The organism is Cytobacillus firmus NBRC 15306, from assembly GCF_001591465.1.
Taxonomy (GTDB): domain Bacteria; phylum Bacillota; class Bacilli; order Bacillales; family Cytobacillaceae; genus Cytobacillus; species Cytobacillus firmus.
Map to the genome: position 1 here is coordinate 82097 of NZ_BCUY01000005.1, position 19906 is coordinate 102002.

18 protein-coding genes are annotated in these 19906 nt (G+C 44.1%); 17 read left to right on the forward strand and 1 reads right to left on the reverse strand.

The features are described from left to right. From buk to BFI01S_RS02855, 14 genes are all read left to right on the forward strand, one after another. On the forward strand, window positions 1-1110 hold the full coding sequence (gene buk / locus BFI01S_RS02790) for a butyrate kinase (RefSeq protein WP_061791232.1): 1110 nt from the start codon (window positions 1-3) through the stop codon (window positions 1108-1110). 14 nt (window positions 1111-1124) lie between these two features. Then, complete coding sequence (lpdA, locus tag BFI01S_RS02795; RefSeq protein ID WP_061791233.1) at window positions 1125-2546, forward strand: dihydrolipoyl dehydrogenase; 1422 nt, start codon at window positions 1125-1127, stop codon at window positions 2544-2546. 78 nt (window positions 2547-2624) lie between these two features. After that, the gene (locus BFI01S_RS02800; RefSeq protein WP_061791234.1) at window positions 2625-3620 is read left to right on the forward strand and encodes a thiamine pyrophosphate-dependent dehydrogenase E1 component subunit alpha; all 996 of its coding nucleotides are present in this window, start codon (window positions 2625-2627) and stop codon (window positions 3618-3620) included. A 12-nt stretch (window positions 3621-3632) separates the two neighbouring features. Next, complete coding sequence (locus BFI01S_RS02805; RefSeq protein ID WP_035330022.1) at window positions 3633-4616, forward strand: alpha-ketoacid dehydrogenase subunit beta; 984 nt, start codon at window positions 3633-3635, stop codon at window positions 4614-4616. A gap of 130 nt (window positions 4617-4746) precedes the next feature. Further along, a complete protein-coding gene (locus BFI01S_RS02810; RefSeq protein WP_061791235.1) occupies window positions 4747-6072 on the forward strand; it encodes a dihydrolipoamide acetyltransferase family protein in 1326 nt (441 codons plus the stop codon). Between the two features lie 197 nt (window positions 6073-6269). Then, complete coding sequence (locus BFI01S_RS02815) at window positions 6270-8132, forward strand: methylmalonyl-CoA mutase subunit beta (protein ID WP_061791236.1); 1863 nt, start codon at window positions 6270-6272, stop codon at window positions 8130-8132. Continuing rightward, the gene (gene scpA / locus BFI01S_RS02820; protein WP_061791237.1) at window positions 8122-10311 is read left to right on the forward strand and encodes a methylmalonyl-CoA mutase; all 2190 of its coding nucleotides are present in this window, start codon (window positions 8122-8124) and stop codon (window positions 10309-10311) included. Before BFI01S_RS02815 ends, scpA begins: the two co-directional genes overlap by 11 nt. A 4-nt stretch (window positions 10312-10315) precedes the next feature. Further along, window positions 10316-11434 (forward strand): methylmalonyl Co-A mutase-associated GTPase MeaB, encoded by a 1119-nt coding sequence (gene meaB / locus BFI01S_RS02825; RefSeq protein WP_061791238.1) that lies wholly within the window; start codon window positions 10316-10318, stop codon window positions 11432-11434. 234 nt (window positions 11435-11668) lie between these two features. After that, a complete protein-coding gene (locus BFI01S_RS02830; RefSeq protein WP_061791239.1) occupies window positions 11669-12106 on the forward strand; it encodes a BrxA/BrxB family bacilliredoxin in 438 nt (145 codons plus the stop codon). Between the two features lie 181 nt (window positions 12107-12287). Beyond that, window positions 12288-13076, forward strand: a complete 789-nt coding sequence (locus BFI01S_RS02835) for a transporter substrate-binding domain-containing protein (RefSeq protein ID WP_061791240.1) — start codon at window positions 12288-12290, stop codon at window positions 13074-13076. A gap of 91 nt (window positions 13077-13167) precedes the next feature. Next, window positions 13168-13827, forward strand: coding sequence for an amino acid ABC transporter permease (locus BFI01S_RS02840; protein WP_035330029.1), 660 nt, complete (start codon window positions 13168-13170; stop codon window positions 13825-13827). Beyond that, the gene (locus BFI01S_RS02845; RefSeq protein ID WP_061791241.1) at window positions 13820-14542 is read left to right on the forward strand and encodes an amino acid ABC transporter ATP-binding protein; all 723 of its coding nucleotides are present in this window, start codon (window positions 13820-13822) and stop codon (window positions 14540-14542) included. The genes BFI01S_RS02840 and BFI01S_RS02845 overlap by 8 nt, the downstream gene beginning before the upstream one ends. A gap of 114 nt (window positions 14543-14656) precedes the next feature. Further along, complete coding sequence (locus tag BFI01S_RS02850; RefSeq protein WP_061791242.1) at window positions 14657-15649, forward strand: aromatic acid exporter family protein; 993 nt, start codon at window positions 14657-14659, stop codon at window positions 15647-15649. 37 nt (window positions 15650-15686) lie between these two features. Next, window positions 15687-16199, forward strand: coding sequence for a L,D-transpeptidase (locus BFI01S_RS02855; protein WP_061791243.1), 513 nt, complete (start codon window positions 15687-15689; stop codon window positions 16197-16199). Between the two features lie 235 nt (window positions 16200-16434). Here the strand turns inward: BFI01S_RS02855 and prli42 are convergent, their stop codons facing one another. Then, window positions 16435-16578 carry a stressosome-associated protein Prli42 gene (prli42, locus tag BFI01S_RS22835; protein WP_309229163.1) on the reverse strand — a complete coding sequence of 48 codons (144 nt, stop codon included), beginning with the start codon at window positions 16576-16578 and terminating at the stop codon, window positions 16435-16437. Window positions 16579-16708: 130 nt separating this feature from the next. On the opposite strand from prli42, the gene mce reads away from it, so the two are divergent. The 3 genes from mce to BFI01S_RS02875 all read left to right on the forward strand — a co-directional run bounded on the left by mce (window position 16709) and on the right by BFI01S_RS02875 (window position 19869). Continuing rightward, window positions 16709-17119, forward strand: coding sequence for a methylmalonyl-CoA epimerase (mce, locus tag BFI01S_RS02865; protein WP_061791245.1), 411 nt, complete (start codon window positions 16709-16711; stop codon window positions 17117-17119). Window positions 17120-17122: 3 nt separating this feature from the next. Then, a complete protein-coding gene (locus BFI01S_RS02870) occupies window positions 17123-18673 on the forward strand; it encodes an acyl-CoA carboxylase subunit beta (protein ID WP_048008205.1) in 1551 nt (516 codons plus the stop codon). Between the two features lie 77 nt (window positions 18674-18750). Continuing rightward, on the forward strand, window positions 18751-19869 hold the full coding sequence (locus tag BFI01S_RS02875; protein ID WP_035330035.1) for a tripeptidase T: 1119 nt from the start codon (window positions 18751-18753) through the stop codon (window positions 19867-19869). Window positions 19870-19906: the final 37 nt, after the last annotated feature.

Genomic DNA, 19906 nt, shown 5'->3' on the forward strand with positions numbered 1-19906 from the left:
GTGCTAGAACAAGAACATCGAATTCTCGTCATCAATCCGGGGTCCACTTCAACTAAGATTGGAGTTTTCGATAATGAGATCTCTGTCCTGGAGAAGACATTGCGCCATGATGCAGATGTCATTAACTCTTATGAAAGTATTATTGATCAGTATGAATTCCGCAAGCAGACCATTTTAGAGACGCTGGATCATGAAGGAATCAATATTTCCAAATTAAGTGCAGTGTGCGGCCGCGGCGGGCTGCTTCGCCCTATTGAAGGAGGCACATATTCTGTTAATGATGCAATGCTTGGGGATCTTCGTGCCGGTTTTGCTGGCCAGCATGCTTCTAACCTTGGCGGAATCCTGGCATATGAGATTGCTTCGGGTTTAAATATTCCATCGTTCATTGTTGATCCGGTTGTGGTTGATGAACTGGACCCAATTGCCCGTATTTCAGGCTTTTCAATGATAGAAAGAAAAAGTATTTTCCATGCTTTGAATCAGAAAGCTGTTGCCAGGAGAGTGGCCAAGGAGCTCGGCAAAAAGTATGAGGAGCTTAGCCTGATCGTCACACATATGGGCGGAGGTATTACTGTTGGCGCTCATAAAAAAGGCAGAGTAGTGGATGTCAATAACGGACTTCATGGAGACGGGCCGTTCAGTCCGGAACGGGCAGGTACAGTACCTGCCGGTGATCTGGTGGGACTTTGCTACTCCGGCAGCTTTTATCGTGAAGAAGTGATGAAGAAACTTGTTGGACAAGGCGGCCTTGTTGGTTATCTGGGAACAAATGATGCTGTAAAGGTTGAAAAGATGATTGAAAACGGAGATGAGAAAGCAAAGCTTGTCTACTCCGCAATGGCTTATCAGGTGGCTAAGGAGATTGGTTCTGCCAGTGCAGTGCTTGGCGGAAAGGTTGATGCCATTATCCTTACAGGTGGTCTCGCCTATGGCAAGGGCTTTGTAAAAGAAATCAGTGAGCGGATTAACTGGATAGCAGATGTCATCGTCCAGCCTGGTGAAAATGAGCTTCAGGCACTTGCGGAAGGTGCACTTCGCGTTTTGCGCGGTGAAGAGACTGAAAAAGAATATCCCGGAAAAACAGCTGGGAAAGCAGCATTGAAATAGAAGGGGGAAGCAACTTGGCACAGGAATATGATTTGGTGATTTTAGGCGGAGGCACAGGCGGTTATGTAGCAGCCATCCGTGCTTCACAGCTTGGTTTAAAAACGGCAATCGTTGAAAAAGGAAAACTTGGAGGGACTTGCCTTCATAAAGGCTGCATACCAAGCAAGGCATTATTAAGAAGTGCTGAAGTGTTTGCAACTGCAAAGCACAGTGAAGATTTTGGCGTAATCACAAGTGATGTATCAATCAATTTTGGTAAGGTGCAGGAACGAAAAAACAAAATCGTTGATCAGCTTCATAAAGGTGTTCAGCACTTGATGAAGCAAGGCAAGATTGATGTTTTTGAAGGCACAGGCCGCATTCTTGGTCCTTCTATTTTCTCTCCAATGCCAGGGACAATTTCTGTTGAAATGAACAATGGGGATGAAAATGAAATGCTGATCCCTAAAAATGTTATTGTAGCAACTGGATCTCGCCCCCGTACCCTGCCAGGATTGGACATTGATGGACAACTTGTCATGACTTCTGATGAGGCTTTAGCTTTGGAAGAAGTGCCAAACTCCATTATCATTGTTGGCGGCGGAGTCATCGGCATCGAATGGGCATCCATGTTATCAGACTTTGGGGCTGATGTAACAGTGATTGAATATGCTGACCGCATTATACCTACAGAAGACAAAGAAATTTCAAAGGAAATGCAGCGCCTTATGAAGAAAAAAGGAGTCAAAATTGTTACTGGAGCAAAGGTTCTTCCTGAAACCCTTCAGAAAGGTGAAGGAGTAAAGATTTCAGCTGAAGTGAAAGGTTCCCAAAAGGAATTTTCCGCTGAGAAATTGCTTGTTTCTGTGGGCCGTCAGGCAAATACAGAAGGAATCGGCATTGAAAATACGGATATTCAAATTGAAAAGGGATTTATTTCCGCAAATGAATACTTCCAGACAAAGGAATCTCATATCTATGCGATTGGCGATGTCATTGGCGGTCTTCAGCTGGCACATGTTGCTTCTCATGAGGGAATTGTTGCAGTGGAGCACATTGCAGGCCAGAATCCTTCTCCAATTGACTACAGCCTGGTTTCTAAATGCATTTACAGTTCTCCTGAAGCAGCAAGTGTAGGATTAACAGAGGATGAAGCTAAGGAAAAAGGCCATAATGTCAAAACTGGCAAGTTCTCTTTCCGGGCAATCGGAAAGGCGCTTGTATTTGGCGAATCCGACGGTTTTGTAAAAATTGTGGCAGATAAAGATACCGATGATATCCTTGGTGTCCATATGATCGGCCCGCACGTAACAGATATGATTTCAGAAGCAGGCCTTGCACGCGTTCTTGATGCAACTCCATGGGAAGTAGCACATACTATCCACCCGCATCCGACGTTATCTGAAGCAATCGGTGAAGCTGCCCTTGCTGTAGATGGAAAAGCAATCCACGGATAAAGATCCGATTAAATAAAATAAGTCGAGGTCTCCAATTGGAGACCGGGCTGATACATATTAGCTTAGGAGGTTGTATAAATGGCTGAAAACCGTCATAAAGATTTAGGTTTAAGTGATGAGAAAGTTCTTGAAATGTATGAGACGATGCTATTAGCCCGCCGTCTTGATGAGCGCATGTGGCTTTTGAACCGTGCGGGGAAAATTCCGTTCGTTATTTCATGCCAGGGGCAGGAAGCTGCACAGGTAGGTGCCGCTTTTGCTCTTGATCGTGAGAAGGATTATGTTCTTCCTTATTATCGTGACATGGGTGTTGTTCTGACATTTGGCATGACTGCAAGGGAGTTAATGCTGTCAGGGTTTGCTAAAGCTGAAGATCCAAACTCAGGCGGCCGCCAAATGCCTGGACACTTCGGCCAAAAGAAAAATCGTATCGTGACAGGTTCTTCTCCTGTTACTACACAGGTGCCCCATGCTGTTGGTGTAGCTCTCGCCGGAAAGCTTGAAGGTAAAGACCTGGTTACTTTTGTAACATTTGGTGAAGGTTCCTCAAACCAGGGAGATTTCCATGAAGGTGCGAACTTTGCGGGTGTTCATAAGCTTCCTGTAATCTTCATGTGTGAAAATAATAAATATGCAATCTCTGTTCCGATTGAAAAGCAGCTTGCTTGCGAAAACGTATCTGACAGAGCAATCGGCTACGGAATGCCAGGTATAACAGTTGACGGAAATGATCCGCTTGAAGTTTATAAAGCTGTGAAAGAAGCAGCAGACAGAGGCCGCCGCGGAGAAGGGCCGACTTTAGTCGAAACCGTTTCATATCGTCTAACACCTCACTCATCTGATGACGATGACCGGAGCTACCGTGCTCCTGACGAAGTGGCTGAAGCGAAAACAAAAGATCCGATTATTACTTTTGGCGCCTACCTGAAAGAAAATGGCGTTATGGACGATGCGATTGAAAAGGAAATCAATGACCGGGTTATGAAACTGGTAAACGAAGCAACTGATTATGCTGAAAACGCTCCATATGCAGAAGCGGAATCTGCTTTAAAGCATGTATATGCTGAACAGTAAGGGGGAGAGAATATGGCTGTAATTTCTTATATCGATGCGGTAACTATGGCAATCCGCGAGGAAATGGAAAGAGATCCAAAGGTATTTGTTTTAGGTGAAGACGTAGGTAAAAAAGGTGGCGTATTTAAAGCGACACAAGGACTGTATGATAAATTTGGCGAAGACCGCGTAATTGATACTCCGCTTGCTGAATCAGCAATTGCAGGGGTTGGAATCGGTGCAGCAATGTATGGAATGCGTCCAATTGCAGAAATGCAATTTGCCGACTTCATTATGCCGGCTGTTAATCAGATTATTTCAGAAGCGGCACGCATCCGCTATCGTTCCAATAATGACTGGAGCTGTCCGATTGTTGTACGTGCACCATATGGCGGCGGTGTTCATGGAGCACTATATCATTCCCAGTCTGTTGAAGCAGTATTTGCGAATCAGCCGGGACTTAAGATCGTAATGCCTTCTACTCCTTATGATGTTAAGGGATTATTAAAAGCGGCAATCCGTGACGAGGATCCTGTGCTGTTTTTTGAACATAAGCGTGCATATCGCCTGATTAAGGGCGAGGTTCCTGATGATGATTATGTGCTGCCAATCGGAAAAGCGGATGTAAAACGCGAAGGTGAAGATATCACGGTCATCACTTATGGCCTATGCGTCCATTTCGCTCTTCAGGCTGCTGAAAGACTTGCTAAAGATGGCATTTCAGCGCACATCCTGGATTTAAGAACGGTTTATCCATTAGATAAGGAAGCAATTATTGAAGCTGCTTCTAAAACAGGAAAAGTGCTTCTTCTTACTGAGGATAATAAAGAAGGCAGTATCATGGGCGAAGTTGCTGCCATTATTGCAGAGAACTGCCTGTTTGAACTGGATGCACCTATCAAACGCCTTGCAGGTCCTGATGTGCCAGCAATGCCTTATGCTCCGACTATGGAAAAATACTTTATGGTTAACCCTGATAAAGTAGAAAAAGCAATGCGAGAATTGGCTGAATTTTAATAATGGCATCTTAGTTAATAAAAATGGAAAGCTCGCAGAGGGTGCGGCTCTCAGGCTGGACTCCATTCCGGATCAGCTGCACCTGCTGCATGACCCGCAAAGTGCGGGCAGCTAGAAGGAGGTTACTCAGGTGGCTATTGAACAAATTAAAATGCCCCAGCTTGGGGAAAGTGTTACAGAAGGGACTATCAGCAAATGGCTGGTTTCCGTTGGAGATAAAGTAAATAAGTATGACCCGCTTGCTGAAGTAATGACTGATAAAGTTAACGCAGAGGTACCGTCCTCTTTCTCTGGTGTAATCAAAGAATTGATCGCAGAAGAAGGCGAAACGTATGAAGTAGGCCAGGTGATTTTGACAATTGAAACTGAAGGCGGCGGTGAAGCTGCCGAGGACGCACCAGCAGAGACAAAGGCAGAGGAAAAGACTCCGGCTTCAGCCGCGGCGCCTTCTGCACCTGCGGCACCTGTTAAAGCAGCAGATGCCCCAAAAGGAGTCCGCTATTCACCTGCTGTCTTAAAGCTTTCTCAAGAGCATGGCATCGACTTGAACCAGGTAGCAGGTACAGGCGGCGGCGGACGCATCACCCGTAAAGATCTTATGAAAATCATTGAGTCCGGTGATATTCCGACAGCTGCAGCGGCTGCGGCCGCACCGGAAAAGACAGAAGCGCCAGCACCGGCAGCTGCACAAGCACCTTCCCAGCCTGCAGCATCCAAGCAGGCGGCACCAGCACCTAATGTACCGATAATGCCAGGTGATGTTGAAATCCCTGTTACCGGAGTGCGTAAGGCGATTGCTGCCAATATGCTCCGCAGCAAACATGAAGCACCTCATGCCTGGACAATGATGGAAGTGGATGTTACAAATCTTGTTGAATACCGCAACAGCATTAAAGGGGAGTTTAAGCAAAAAGAGGGCTTTAACCTTACATTCTTTGCTTTCTTCGTAAAAGCTGTGGCACAGGCTCTTAAAGAATTCCCGCAGATTAATTCCATGTGGGCAGGAGATAAGATCATCCAGAAGAAGGATATCAACATTTCCATTGCAGTTGCAACAGATGACGCTTTATTCGTTCCAGTCATCAAAGCGGCAGATGAAAAGACGATTAAAGGTATTGGCCGTGAAATAAATGATCTTGCCTTAAAAGTACGTACAGGAAAACTGACATCTGCTGAAATGCAGGGCGGAACTTTCACTGTGAATAATACCGGATCATTCGGTTCCGTACAGTCCATGGGCATTATCAATTATCCGCAGGCTGCAATTCTTCAGGTTGAATCCATTGTGAAACGTCCTGTTGTCATGAACAATGGCATGATTGCTGTCCGTGATATGGTTAACCTTTGCATGTCACTTGATCACCGTGTGCTTGACGGCCTGGTATGCGGACGCTTCCTGCAGCGCATAAAAGAAATTCTGGAGAACACATCTAAAGAAAATACATCCATTTATTAATAGTAAAAATACCGCTGCCCTGCTTTGGGGCAGCGGTTTCTTATTGTTCATTGCTTGTTTCTTCTTTGTATACTAAAATAGGTGTATGGAGAATTTAGAATTTTATTATAATTTTCTTGCGGCATTGTTTCTTAATAGAAACGGGTCCGCTGTCGCACGAAGGGAGGGAACGCTGTCAGCTACAAGGACAGCAGATTATGTCATTAAAAAAAATGATTGAAGAAAAATTCCCGCAGCAGACTAATGAAGACTGGGAACAAAGTGCAGAAAAAGCTCTTAAAGGGAAATCCTTAGAAACATTATCACGAAATACATATGAAAACATAAAATTGAAACCGCTTTATTTAAGAGAAGACCTGGCCGAACGTCCCTTATCTCAGTATCCGGGCATAGAAGACTTCAGAAGGGGTTCATATGCTGCCGGATATCTTAGAGAAGAATGGAAGGTTGCACAGAAAGTTAGTGCTTCAGCTTCTGAAGAGCTGGCAGAAAAACTCCTAGATGCCGTATCGAAAGGGCAGACAGCACTGGCTTTCCAGCCTGAACAGTTAACAAATCCAGAGAAGATCAGCATCGCTGTTGGAGAACTTTATAAAAAATATCCTTTCAGTGTGGATGCCGGTCAAAATCACCGTCAATTAATAGAAGAACTTGCGAAATTAACTGAAAGTGAAAAAATCACAGGGTATATTGCAGCAGACCCGCTTGCTATTAGTGCTGCAGACAAAATGAACGATCGCTCAATCGATGAACTTTACGAAAATTTGAATGAAACGGTAAGTGTGGCAGCTGACCATATGCCAAGCCTTAAAACCATCATGGTGAATACTGCTGTTTATCATAATAGCGGCGCGAATGCCATCCAGGAACTTGCTTTTGCACTGGCAGCAGGAGTAAATCACCTGCAATATTTTCTTGGAAAAGGCAAAAAAATCGAAGAAATACTATCAAAAATGCTATTTAAATTTGCTGTTGGCTCAAACTTTTTTATGGAGATTGCCAAGCTTCGTGCGGCAAGGGTTTTATGGGGAAAGGTGGCAGAAGTATATGGAGCTGAGAGAGACAGTAAAAAAATGGTCATTTCAGCAGAAACGTCATCATTTACTAAGTCAGCTTACGATTCTTATGTGAATGTGCTGAGAGCGGGGAATGAAGCATTTGCAGCTGTTTTGGGAGGAGTCCAATACCTGCATGTCAGTCCGTATAATGAACCGGAAGGAGCACATTCTCCTTTTTCAGACCGAATTGCCCGAAACACCCAGCTCATTCTTATGGAAGAAGCGCATCTGCTGAAGGTCTCTGACCCGGCGGGCGGCTCCTGGTATGTGGAGCATCTGACGAATGAACTGATTGATAAAGCCTGGGAACTTTTCCTAGAGACAGAAGAGATGGGAGGAATGGCTGAAGCTCTCCAGACAGGGTGGGTTCAGAATCAGCTTTCTCAAGTACTTGAAAAAAAGCAAAAAGATGTTCATACGAGAAAACAAAGTATCATCGGAATAAATATTTATGCTAACCCTGATGAAAAGCCGCTTCAAATAGAGGCCGAAACCATTGAAAACAGCAAGAGTGTTATCAAGCCAATCCCGCAGGTTCGGCTTTCAGAGTCCTTCGAAGGTTTGAGGAATTTATCGGAAAGATTAAAGGAAAAGGGGATACGTCCTCAAGCAGGACTAATCTGTCTGGGAGATTTGAAGAATCATAAGACCCGTGCTGATTTTATTGCAGGCTTCCTCGCACCCGGAGGGGTTGGGGCAGTCAGAAGCGGCTCAGTAGTGAACCAGGAAGATGCTAAAGCATTTATCCAAGAAACAAATTGCAGGCATTATTTTATTTGCGGATCAAATGACCAGTATGACAGTATGGCTGTTCCTTTAATTAAACAACTGAAAGAAGCTTTCCCGTCAGCTGCAATCTATTTAGCCGGCCTTCCTGAAGAGAGAAAGAGGGATGAATTTAGAGGTGCTGGAATCAGAGGATACATTCACGTGAAAAGCGATTGCTATGAAACTCTCTTGACGATGCTGAACGAGATGGAGGTGGCAAACAATGGCCAATAAACCAGATTTTAAAAGCCTGGATATTCATAAAGTAAAACAATCAGCAAAGGATGACTGGAAAAGAAAAGCGGTGGAAGAAATCAATGCATCCATCGATCATCTTCTCTTTGAAACAAATGAGAGAATAAATATAAAACCGCTATACACAAATGAAGACCTAAAAGATATGGAGCACTTAAACGATAAGCCGGGGCTTCCTCCATATACAAGGGGGCCTTATTCAACCATGTATGTGAACAGGCCCTGGACTGTCCGTCAATATGCCGGATTTTCTACTGCAGAGGAAAGCAATGCTTTCTACCGCCGCAATCTCGCCATGGGGCAAAAGGGTTTATCAGTCGCTTTTGACCTTGCCACCCATAGAGGCTATGATTCTGATCATCCAAGAGTCGAAGGGGATGTAGGGAAAGCTGGCGTGGCCATTGATTCCATCCTGGACATGAAGACACTGTTTGATGGTATCCCTTTAGATCAAATGTCTGTATCCATGACGATGAATGGCGCAGTTTTGCCTGTTATGGCTTTTTATATCGTCACAGCGGAAGAGCAGGGAGTAAGCCAGGAGAAGCTTTCGGGAACGATCCAAAATGATATTTTAAAAGAATATATGGTGCGCAACACCTATATATATCCGCCGGAAATGTCTATGAAGATTATTGCTGATATATTTGAATATACATCAAAATACATGCCGAAGTTCAATAGCATCAGCATCTCAGGATATCATATGCAGGAAGCTGGTGCACCAGCTGATATTGAGCTTGCCTATACGCTCTCAGATGGACTTGAATACGTAAGAACCGGACTTAAAGCCGGAATCGATATTGATTCCTTTGCACCGAGGCTCTCGTTTTTCTGGGCCATCGGCATGAACTACTTTATGGAAGTGGCAAAAATGAGGGCAGCCCGCTACATTTGGGCGAAAATGATGAAGACCTTCGAACCCGGCAATCCGAAATCAATGGCGCTCAGGACGCATTCTCAAACCTCAGGCTGGAGCTTAACCGAGCAGGACCCATTCAATAATGTAACAAGGACTCTTATTGAAGCGCATGCTGCAGCGATGGGGCACACTCAATCCCTTCATACGAACGCTTTGGATGAAGCCATCGCATTGCCGACAGATTTTTCAGCCCGCATAGCGAGAAATACACAGCTGTACCTTCAGGAGGAAACAGGGATCACGAATGTAATCGATCCATGGGGCGGCTCTTATTATGTAGAAGCTTTAACAGACCAGTTAATTAAGCGCGCCTGGGAGCATATTGAAGAAATCGAGAATCTTGGCGGAATGGCCAGGGCAATTGAGACAGGATTGCCAAAAATGAGAATCGAAGAAGCGGCCGCCAGAAGGCAAGCTCAAATCGATTCCGGAAAAGAAACCATTATTGGTGTGAATAAATACAGGCTGGAAAAAGAAGAGCCGATTGACATTCTGGACATCGACAACACAGCTGTACGATTAAAGCAAATCGAAAAGCTGGAGCGGCTAAAGTCGTCCCGCGACAATGAGAAAGTTGCTGAGGCCCTGGAGGCTATTACAAAAGCTGCTGATTCAGGGGAAGGCAACCTTCTTGAGCTTGCGGTAAATGCAGCACGGGTTAGAGCCACTCTTGGCGAAATTTCTGAAGCAATTGAAAAAGTGGCCAGCCGCCATAAAGCGATTATTCGTTCAATCAGCGGCGTGTACAGTTCTGCTTTTTCCAATGAAGAAGAAATTGCAGAAGTAAAGCAGATGACAGATGAATTCCTTGAAAATGAAGGAAGAAGACCGCGGATTCTGATTGCCAAGATGGGGCAGGATGGCCATGACAGGGGAGCAAAAGTCATTTCAACAGCCTTTGCCGATCTCGGTTTTGATGTGGATATCGGCCCTCTGTTCCAGACACCGGAAGAAACAGCTCTTCAGGCGGTCGAAAATGACGTTCATGTCATTGGCATCAGTTCACTTGCTGCAGGCCATAAAACCCTTCTGCCGCAGCTTGCTGCTGAACTGAAGAAACTGGATAGGGAAGATATTATTGTTGTCATCGGCGGGGTTATTCCGGCACAGGATTATCAATATTTATATGAGCATGGTGCTTCTGCCATTTTTGGCCCGGGCACCGTCATTCCAGCGGCTGCCCAAAAGGTCATCAGGGAGATATACAGCCGTCTCGGGTACGAGGAAGTGACCTAGTAAAATGACTGAGGATAAGAAACCGGAATGGTTTGATGAAGAAAAGGCAGAAAATTTTACAAGCATCGTGCGCAGTGGTGTGGATTCAGGTGAGCCGAAGCAGAAATTCGGGAAAATAGGCAGGTTTCAAAAAAAGTCTGCCTCTCTGCCTGATCTTGACGTTCTTGAAGAAGGCATCATGAGTGGCAGCAGACCTGTTCTTGCCCGAGCGATCACTCTGATTGAAAGTAACGCAGAGCATCATTTTCGCCATGCACAGGAACTCCTGCACAGGCTCCTGCCTCATTCAGGGCGATCGCTTAGGATTGGGATAACCGGAGTGCCGGGGGCAGGAAAGAGCACGTTCATTGAATCTTTTGGGACATATCTATGTAATGCGGGTTTAAAAGCAGCTGTGCTTGCCGTTGATCCCAGCTCAAGCTTGAGCGGCGGCAGCATCCTTGGCGATAAAACAAGAATGGAGCAGCTATCAAGAAACCCGCGTGCTTTCATAAGACCTTCTCCTTCAGCAGGGAAACTGGGAGGAGTCCACAGGAAAACAAGAGAGACCATGCTGCTGTGTGAAGCAGCAGGCTTTGATGTTATTCTCGTTGAAACAGTCGGCGTGGGACAAAGTGAAGTCATTGTCAGGGAAATGGTGGACTTTTTTATGCTTTTAACATTGACCGGGGCAGGGGATGAATTGCAGGGAATGAAAAAGGGCATTATGGAACTGGCTGATGCGGTAATTGTCAATAAAGCCGATGGAAGCAATAAAAAATTGGCCGAGAAAACAAAAGCCGAGTATAACCGTATCCTTCACTTTCTTCAGCCAGCTACTAAAGGATGGCAAACGAAAGCCTATACCTGCTCATCTGTCTTTGATGAAGGCATCCCTGAGATCTGGAATGTGATCAAAACGTTTGAAAATACGGCAAAGACATCAGGAGTTTTTGAAGAAAGAAGAAGGCTCCAGACAAAACAATGGATTCATTCCATGATCCTGGATCAGCTTCAATTCAGCTTTTTTTATCATCCTGCCATAAAACCGCTGCTTCCAAAAATAGAGAACGAGGTCATCGCAGGGAACAGGACGGTTACATCTGCAGTTGAAGAATTGTTTAATGTCTATACAAATAGATAGAGCTTCCCGTTCCGGAGCAGCCTTTTCCTGAAGGCAAAAAAAAATGGCCAGTGCCTTGCGGGCACTGGCGAATCTAGGGAGTTTAGGGGTATGGATCTAGCTGTAGTTTCATCTTTCCCCGATAACCCAAAAGCTAAACTTTTTTGTTCGAAAAATTGACTTGATTGTAAAATTTACTCTTGTATTGGTATTATGTATATAGTCAAGAGAATTTTTAACTGAGGAGCGATGACTTTGAATATGGATTTCAATTTATTTATGAATGATGTTGTCAGGCAGGCGCGGCAGGAAATAACACATGCCGGCTTTACGGAATTAACGACACCGGAAGAAGTGGTTGAGGCCCTTAATAAAAAGGGAACCACACTTGTAATGGTGAACTCAGTCTGCGGATGTGCAGGCGGAATTGCCCGTCCTGCCGCCATGCATTCCCTGCATTATGATAAGCGCCCTGACCATTTGGTTACGGTATTTGCCGGACAGGATAAAGAAGCAACCGAAAAAGCCAGATCTTATTTTACAGGCTATCCGCCATCATCACCTTCTTTTGCACTTCTCAAAGATGGAGAGCTATGCACGATGATCGAGCGCCACGAAATCGAGGGCCATGAGCCAATGGCAGTTGTCCAAAAACTGCAGGATGCCTTTGAGAAATATTGCGAAGAGCTATAAACAGAGAAAAGTCCCGAATTACGGGACTTTTTTTTGTATCCAGTTATCTGAATAATTAAACTTCTGATAAATAATTAAAAACCTTATTGCATAAATATAAAAATCTGTTAAAATTCATTTTAGTGAATATTTATTAATAGTTATGCAGAGATTATTCATATTTTTATAGGGGGAAACAAAAATGAAAAAAGTGATCATGATTTCTTTAAGCATGCTCTTAGTTGGTTTATTAGCTGCATGCGGGACTAGTGAAGAAACTGGTAAAAGCGGCTCTGGAGAAAGCTCAGATAAAAAGGTTCTAACAATGGGTACGTCAGCGGATTATCCGCCATTTGAATATGTAGATTCAGCAAAAGGGGAAGAAATCATCGGCTTTGATGTGGATTTGGCCAAAGCGATTGCTGAAAAATTGGGCTATGAAATCCAAGTGAAGGATATGGACTTTAACGGACTGATCCCTGCACTGGAAACGAGCCAGGTTGATTTTGTTTTAGCGGGTATGACTCCTACTGAAGAGCGTAAAGAAAACGTAGATTTCAGCGATGTATATTATACAGCGAGCCACATGATTGTTTCTAAAAAAGGCAGCGGAATTGAATCATTGGAAGATTTAGACGGAAAAACAATAGGTGTGCAGCTTGCTTCCATTCAGGCAGATAAGGCAGAAGAAATTGCTGAAACAGTTGATATGACTGTGGAAAACCGCAACCGAATCCCTGAATTAATTCAGGAAATCATGGCAGGCCGATTTGATGCAGCTATGATTGAAGACACAGTTGCAAAAGGATATTTTGAAAAAAATAAAGACCTGGCCGGTTTCACAATTGAAGAAGATGAAACAGAGGCAGGCTCTGCCATTGCTTTTCCTAAAGGCAGTGAATTAACTGAAAAATTCAATGCAGAGCTTTTGAAGATGAAAGAAAACGGTGAATTGGAAGAATTGATCGTAAAATGGTTTGATAACAAATAATTCGCTGGGAATTGGCGTCCAAGGCATATCTTCCTTTGGACGCTTTATTCTTCTCAGAAAATAAATTACTTACAGAAAGGATGGAAAGATAGTGAATCTGGATTTTCAGCAGTTCATTCCCTCCCTTCCATATATACTTAAAGGCATTGGTGTAACGCTGCAAATTGTGTCTATGGCAGGCATACTGGGTTTTGTATTAGGTATTATTCTATCATTCTTTAAAATTAGCAAATTTAAATTTCTTGGCTGGATTGCAGATGCCTACACATCCGTTTTTAGGGGAACACCTCTTGTTCTTCAGCTGATGCTTATCTATTATGGGTCACCCCAGCTGATCGGATATAAAATTGATCCTTCCACAGCTGCCGTCCTGTCTTTTGGGCTTAATTCAGCGGCCTATATCTCGGAGATCATCCGGGCGGGAATCTTGGCGGTGGATAAAGGCCAAAGTGAAGCGGCAATGGCACTGGGCGTTCCATACAGGCCGGCCATGATGGATATCATACTTCCGCAGGCAATGAAAAACATTTTGCCTGCATTAATGAACGAGTTTATTACTCTTACAAAAGAGTCTGCGATCGTAACAGTCATTGGAGTAACAGACGTGATGCGCCGGGCTTACATCGTGGGAGGCGAAAAGTTTTCCTACTTCGAACCGATACTGATTGCCGGGCTGATTTATTACATTATGGTAATGGTCCTGACTGTGCTTGGAAAAGGAATTGAAAGGAGAATGAGACGCAGTGATTAAAGTGGAAAATTTGCATAAGCATTTCGGTAAACTTGAAGTTCTTAAAGGAATTTCAACCAATATTCAAGATGGCGAAGTAGTGGCTGTAATAGGTCCGTCCGGTTCCGGGAAGTCTACATTCCTCCGCTGCATCAATCTTCTGGAATTGCCAACAGACGGCAGGATTATGATTAATGGGCAGGACATTACGGATAAAAGCACGAACATAATGAAAGTGCGCCAAAATGTGGGGATGGTGTTTCAGCATTTTCATTTATTCCCCCATAAAACTGCCCTGCAAAACCTGACCTACGCACCGATGAAGGTTAAGGGATTATCAAAATCGGAAGCCGAGAAAACAGGGCTCGAGCTTTTGGAGAAGGTAGGATTATCTGCTAAAGCACACGAATACCCCAATCGTTTATCCGGGGGGCAGAAACAAAGGGTTGCGATTGCAAGAGCTCTTGCCATGCAGCCTGAAGTTATGCTTTTTGATGAGCCAACATCTGCTCTTGACCCGGAAATGGTGAAAGAAGTGCTGGACGTTATGAAGAATTTAGCACATACTGGCATGACAATGGCGATTGTTACCCATGAAATGGGCTTTGCCCGTGAAGTGGCAGACAGGGTGCTGTTCCTGGATGGCGGTGTGCTTGTAGAGGATTCTTCGCCTGAAGAATTTTTTTCTAATCCTAAGAGTGAACGTGCAAGGGATTTCTTGCAAAAAATGATATAATCGATATATGCTATGGGAGAAGATGGTCAACATGATCATCTTCTCTTTCACATTTAAATACCTGAAAGCCTTCTTAAAATTAGATGGGGCAATTGAATATAGGAGTTTGAGTAAATGAAGTACAGAATTGGCTACCGGACAATCAAGACTGCAGTGGGGACTTCCATTAGCATCATGATTGCACAGATGCTGCAGCTTGATAATTTTGTTTCTGCAGGCATCCTGACTATATTATGCATAAAAGTCACAAAGAAAAAATCACTCCGGGCTTCATGGGACCGATTTTTTGCCTGTCTGCTGGCAATGGCATTTTCTTCTTTGTTTTTTGAGGGCATTGCTTACCATCCGCTTGTAATTGGACTTCTGCTGCTGTTTTTTATTCCGGCAGCTGTCATGGCAAAGGCCAGCGATGGAATTGTAACAAGCTCAGTTATAATTTTGCATATTTATTCTGCAGGAGAGGTTTCAAAGGACCTCTTGCTGAATGAATTGGGCATAATTATTGTCGGAATCGGTGTTGCACTAATCGCGAACCTTTACATGCCGAGCCTGGAATCGAAGCTTAAGGAATATAGACTTGAAATAGAAGAAAACTTTAAGATTATCTTTGACGAAATCGTGAGGTATTTGCGTACCCATGAAAGCAGCTGGGACGGCAGAGAAATTACTGAAACAATGGAATTGATTGATGAGGCAAAAGCATTGGCCTTCAGGGATGTTGAAAACCGCTTTCGAAGAGATGAAAATTTATATTATCATTATTTCAAAATGAGGGAAAAACAATTTGAAATTATTGAAAGGGTTCTTCCGAGCGTAACTTCCATTGCACTTCCTGTTGAACAGGGGGAGATGATCGCTGATTTTATTGAAGAATTATCAGAGCATATCCATCCAGGCAATACGGCTCTGCTATTCCTGGAGAAATTGTACCGTATGAAGGTTTCTTTTGAAAATATGGATCTCCCCAAAACAAGGGAGGAATTTGAAGCACGTGCTGCCCTGCTTCACTTTGTAAAAGAAATGGAACAGTATTTAATTATAAAGAGCTCTTTTAAAGGGTTAAAGGATAAGGAAATGAATCAAAGCGGGACTGGAGAAGCAAACTAAGGAAAAGGAATTGGAGCGTGAATTGTCATGCTGAAGTTTGCTGCAGCGGCCATCCTGTTTTTTTTCGCTTTCCCCAATCTGGCCATTGGGACCTAATCCGCTGCCTGGAGATCCATTTCTGATTGTCAATAAACGGACAAATGAAGTTGCGTTTATACAGGATCATAAAGTGCAGGATGTCATCACAGCTGCAACCGGGAAAACGGATGACCTTACACCGGAAGGGCTGTTCACAGTGACTGTAAAGGCAGCTGATCCTTACTACAGAAAAAAGGACATAAAAGGCGGTGACCCCCGGAATCCACTCGGTACAAGGTGGATTGGGTTTGACGCAGAAAATACTGATGGCAGAATCTATGGCATTCACGGGACGAACGATCCTTCGTCCATTGGCAGATATGTCTCCAATGGATGTATCAGATTGCAGAATGAGGCAGTCGAGTCTCTATACGAATCCGTGCCGCTTGGAACAAAAATCTTAGTAGTCACCTCAGCTAAGAGCTTTGACGAACTTGGAATAGATTACGGCGCCATAAAAATAGATAATTGAAAGAATGTACAGCTGCATCTGAATGGATGCAGTTTTTTAATGAGCTGGATGAACGCCAGCTTCGGACTCTGACCCCCGGGTTTTTGCTTTTTGTGTTCGAAGTTCATACAGCTCGTGAGGTTAAAATTAATAGCATCAACAAAAAACAAAAAAGTGCACAGATTCTGTTCTGCCAGAAAAAAAGCTGCCCGGAATTGCCATCCGGAGCAGCTGAAAAATGAATAGAGTTCCTTTGTTATAAAAACATCGACAAACCCATAATGAGGGTAGATGCGAGCATTGCAAATATCATTAGATAGACAATAACTTTCGCCAGTTTCTTATTTGACATTCTATGCCTCCTCGTCCCAATTCTTACTCTTATTTTACTAAGAATCATCAAATTGAACAACCGCTCAATTTTTAAAAGGGTTTTCGACACTTTTAACGAATATTTAAATAATAGACTCAAAATATGCCTGTTTAATGCAGGAAGTTCATAATTTCGACATCCAAGAGGAGGGAAACAGATGATTAAGAAGGTGGACCATATTGGAATTGCTGTCAGGTCTATTGATGAAGCGCTTCCATTTTATACTGAAACGCTCAAGCTTGAATTTCTCGGATTAGAGGAAGTGGACAGCCAGGGAGTAAAGGTGGCGTTTATTAAAGCGGGGGAAACGAAACTCGAGCTGCTGGAGCCGATAAGTGAAGAAAGCCCAATTGCCAAGTTTATTGAAAAGCGGGGAGAAGGGCTGCATCATGTAGCACTGGGAGTTGACAGCATACAAGAACGCATAAACGAAATGATAGAACAGGGTATCTGGATGCTGCAGGATGAACCGAAGATTGGTGCGGGCGGTGCTCATGTAGCCTTTATGCATCCGAAATCAGCAGGCGGTATTTTATATGAATTCTGTGAAAAGAAAGGATTGAAATAAGGCATGGCAGACATCTATGAGAAAATAAATGAGTTATACGACAGGCGCAGGGAAGTAGAACTGGGCGGAGGGGATGAGCGTATACAAAAACAGCATGAAAAAGGGAAACTGACTGCCCGGGAACGAATCGATTTATTAGTAGATCCGGGCACCTTCGTTGAGCTGAACCCATTTATTGAGCACCGCAGCACGGATTTTGGACTGGAAAACCAAAAAGGGCCCGGAGATGGTGTAGTAACTGGCTATGGAAAGGTCAACGGACGTCCTATCTTCTTATTTTCACAGGACTTTACCGTTTTTGGGGGCGCTCTCGGGGAGATGCATGCAAAAAAAATTGCCAATGTAATGGATTTAGCAGCTGAAAATGGAGCACCATTTGTAGGCTTGAATGATTCCGGCGGCGCCAGAATACAGGAAGGTGTTGTTTCCCTTGATGGGTACGGGCATATTTTCTACCGGAATTCCATTTATTCAGGAGTGATTCCGCAGATTTCAGTTATTATGGGACCTTGTGCCGGTGGTGCAGTGTATTCTCCGGCGATTACGGATTTTGTCTTTATGGTGGAAAAGACGAGCCAGATGTTCATAACCGGACCAAAAGTAATCGAAACGGTGACTGGGGAGAAAATTTCTCCTGAGGATCTTGGCGGTGCACTTGTCCACAATACGATCAGCGGAAACGCTCACTTTAGAGGGGAGTCCGAAGAGGAAGTGATTGGGCAGGTGCGGAGTCTGTTAAGCTACCTTCCGCAGAATAACGAAGAAAAACCGCCTATGTCCGAATGGGATGAAGAAGATGATTACCGTCCTGATTTGACAGACGTGATTCCTTTTGATGCCCTTCGTCCATATGACGTCCGAAAAGTCATTGAACAGGTAGTGGATAAAGATACTTTTATGGAGGTGCAGCGCGACTTCGCTAAAAATATTGTAGTCGGCCTTGCCCGGATCAAGGGTGAGACAGTGGGACTTGTCTGCAATCAGCCGAAGGTAATGGCGGGAGGCTTGGACATAGATTCTTCTGATAAGGCTTCAAGGTTTATCCGGTTCTGTGATTCCTTTAATATCCCACTTATTACATTTGAGGACGTCACAGGCTTTTTCCCGGGTGTTAAACAGGAGCATGGCGGAATTATACGGCACGGAGCAAAGATTCTCTATGCTTACTCAGAAGCAACGGTGCCAAAGCTTACTGTTATCTTAAGAAAAGCATTCGGTGGGGCTTACGTTGCCCTTAACAGTAAATCTATTGGCGCAGATCTTGTTTTTGCATGGCCGAATGCGGAAGTAGCCGTAATGGGTCCTCAAGGTGCAGCCAACATTATTTTTGCAAGGGAAATCCAGAACAGTGATGATCCCGAGGCCACAAGGGCACAAAAAATCGAAGAGTACAGAGAAAAGTTCGCCAATCCATATGTGGCGGCAAGCCGGGGCATGGTGGATGATGTCATCGATCCGCGCGAAACCAGAATCAAGCTCATTCAGGCGCTTGAAATGCTGCGCAATAAGAAAGAAAGCAGGCCTCATAAAAAGCATGGAAATATCCCTCTATAATGGATTCCTGATTTGCTGTGCCAAAATTTTGGAGGTATACTTGCTTAGTAAGCTTAAATTTGGAGGTTTGTACATAAATGATAAATGAGGAACGCTTATTAAACGAATTTTTGGAACTGGTGCAAATTGATTCTGAAACAAAGTATGAAGCTCAAATTGCCAAAGTTTTGAAGAAAAAATTCAGGGATCTTGGGGTTGAGGTGTACGAAGACGATACAACTGCACAGACCGGACACGGTGCAGGCAACCTCATCTGCACTCTTCAGGGAACGAAAGAAGGAATTGATACCATTTATTTCACTTCACACATGGATACAGTTGTTCCTGGAAAAGGAATTAAACCTTCCATCAAGGACGGATATGTTGTAACCGATGGAACAACAATCCTGGGGGCAGATGACAAGGCGGGACTTGCCGTTATGCTCGAAATTGTTAAAGTTCTGAAAGAGCAGAATATTGCTCATGGAACTATTCAGTTCATTATCACAGTTGGTGAAGAATCCGGACTGGTTGGAGCTAAGGTTCTTGATCCTTCACTTGTTAAAGCAAAGTTTGGCTATGCATTGGACAGTGACGGAAAAGTCGGAAATATAATCGTTGCCGCTCCAACCCAGGCTAAAGTGAAAGCTGCTATTCTGGGAAAAACAGCTCATGCCGGTGTTGCTCCTGAGAAGGGCATTTCTGCCATCACGATGGCATCAAAAGCGATCTCAAGAATGCCGCTGGGCCGCATTGATGAAGAGACAACGGCTAATATCGGACGTTTTGAAGGCGGACAGCAGACGAATATCGTATGTGACCATGTTGATGTATTAGCAGAAGCACGTTCATTAATTCCTGAAAAAATGGAACAGCAGGTAGCTAAAATGAAGGAAGCTTTTGAAAGTGCTGCCGAAGAAATGGGCGGCAAAGCTGAAGTGGATGTTCAGGTTATGTACCCTGGCTTTAAATTTGGCGAAGGTGATCATGTCGTTGAAGTAGCACGCAGAGCGGCTGCAAAAATCGGCCGCAGCTCCGAGCTTCTTCACAGCGGCGGCGGAAGTGATGCAAATGTGATCGCCGGCTTTGGCATTCCAACAGTTAACCTTGCTGTCGGCTATGAAGAAATTCATACAACCAATGAGCGCATGCCTATTGAAGAATTAAATAAACTGGCTGAAATGGTCATTGCCATTATTGAAGAAGTATCAGCTTAAACAGCAAGAGAGAGAACCAATGAGGTTCTCTTTTTTT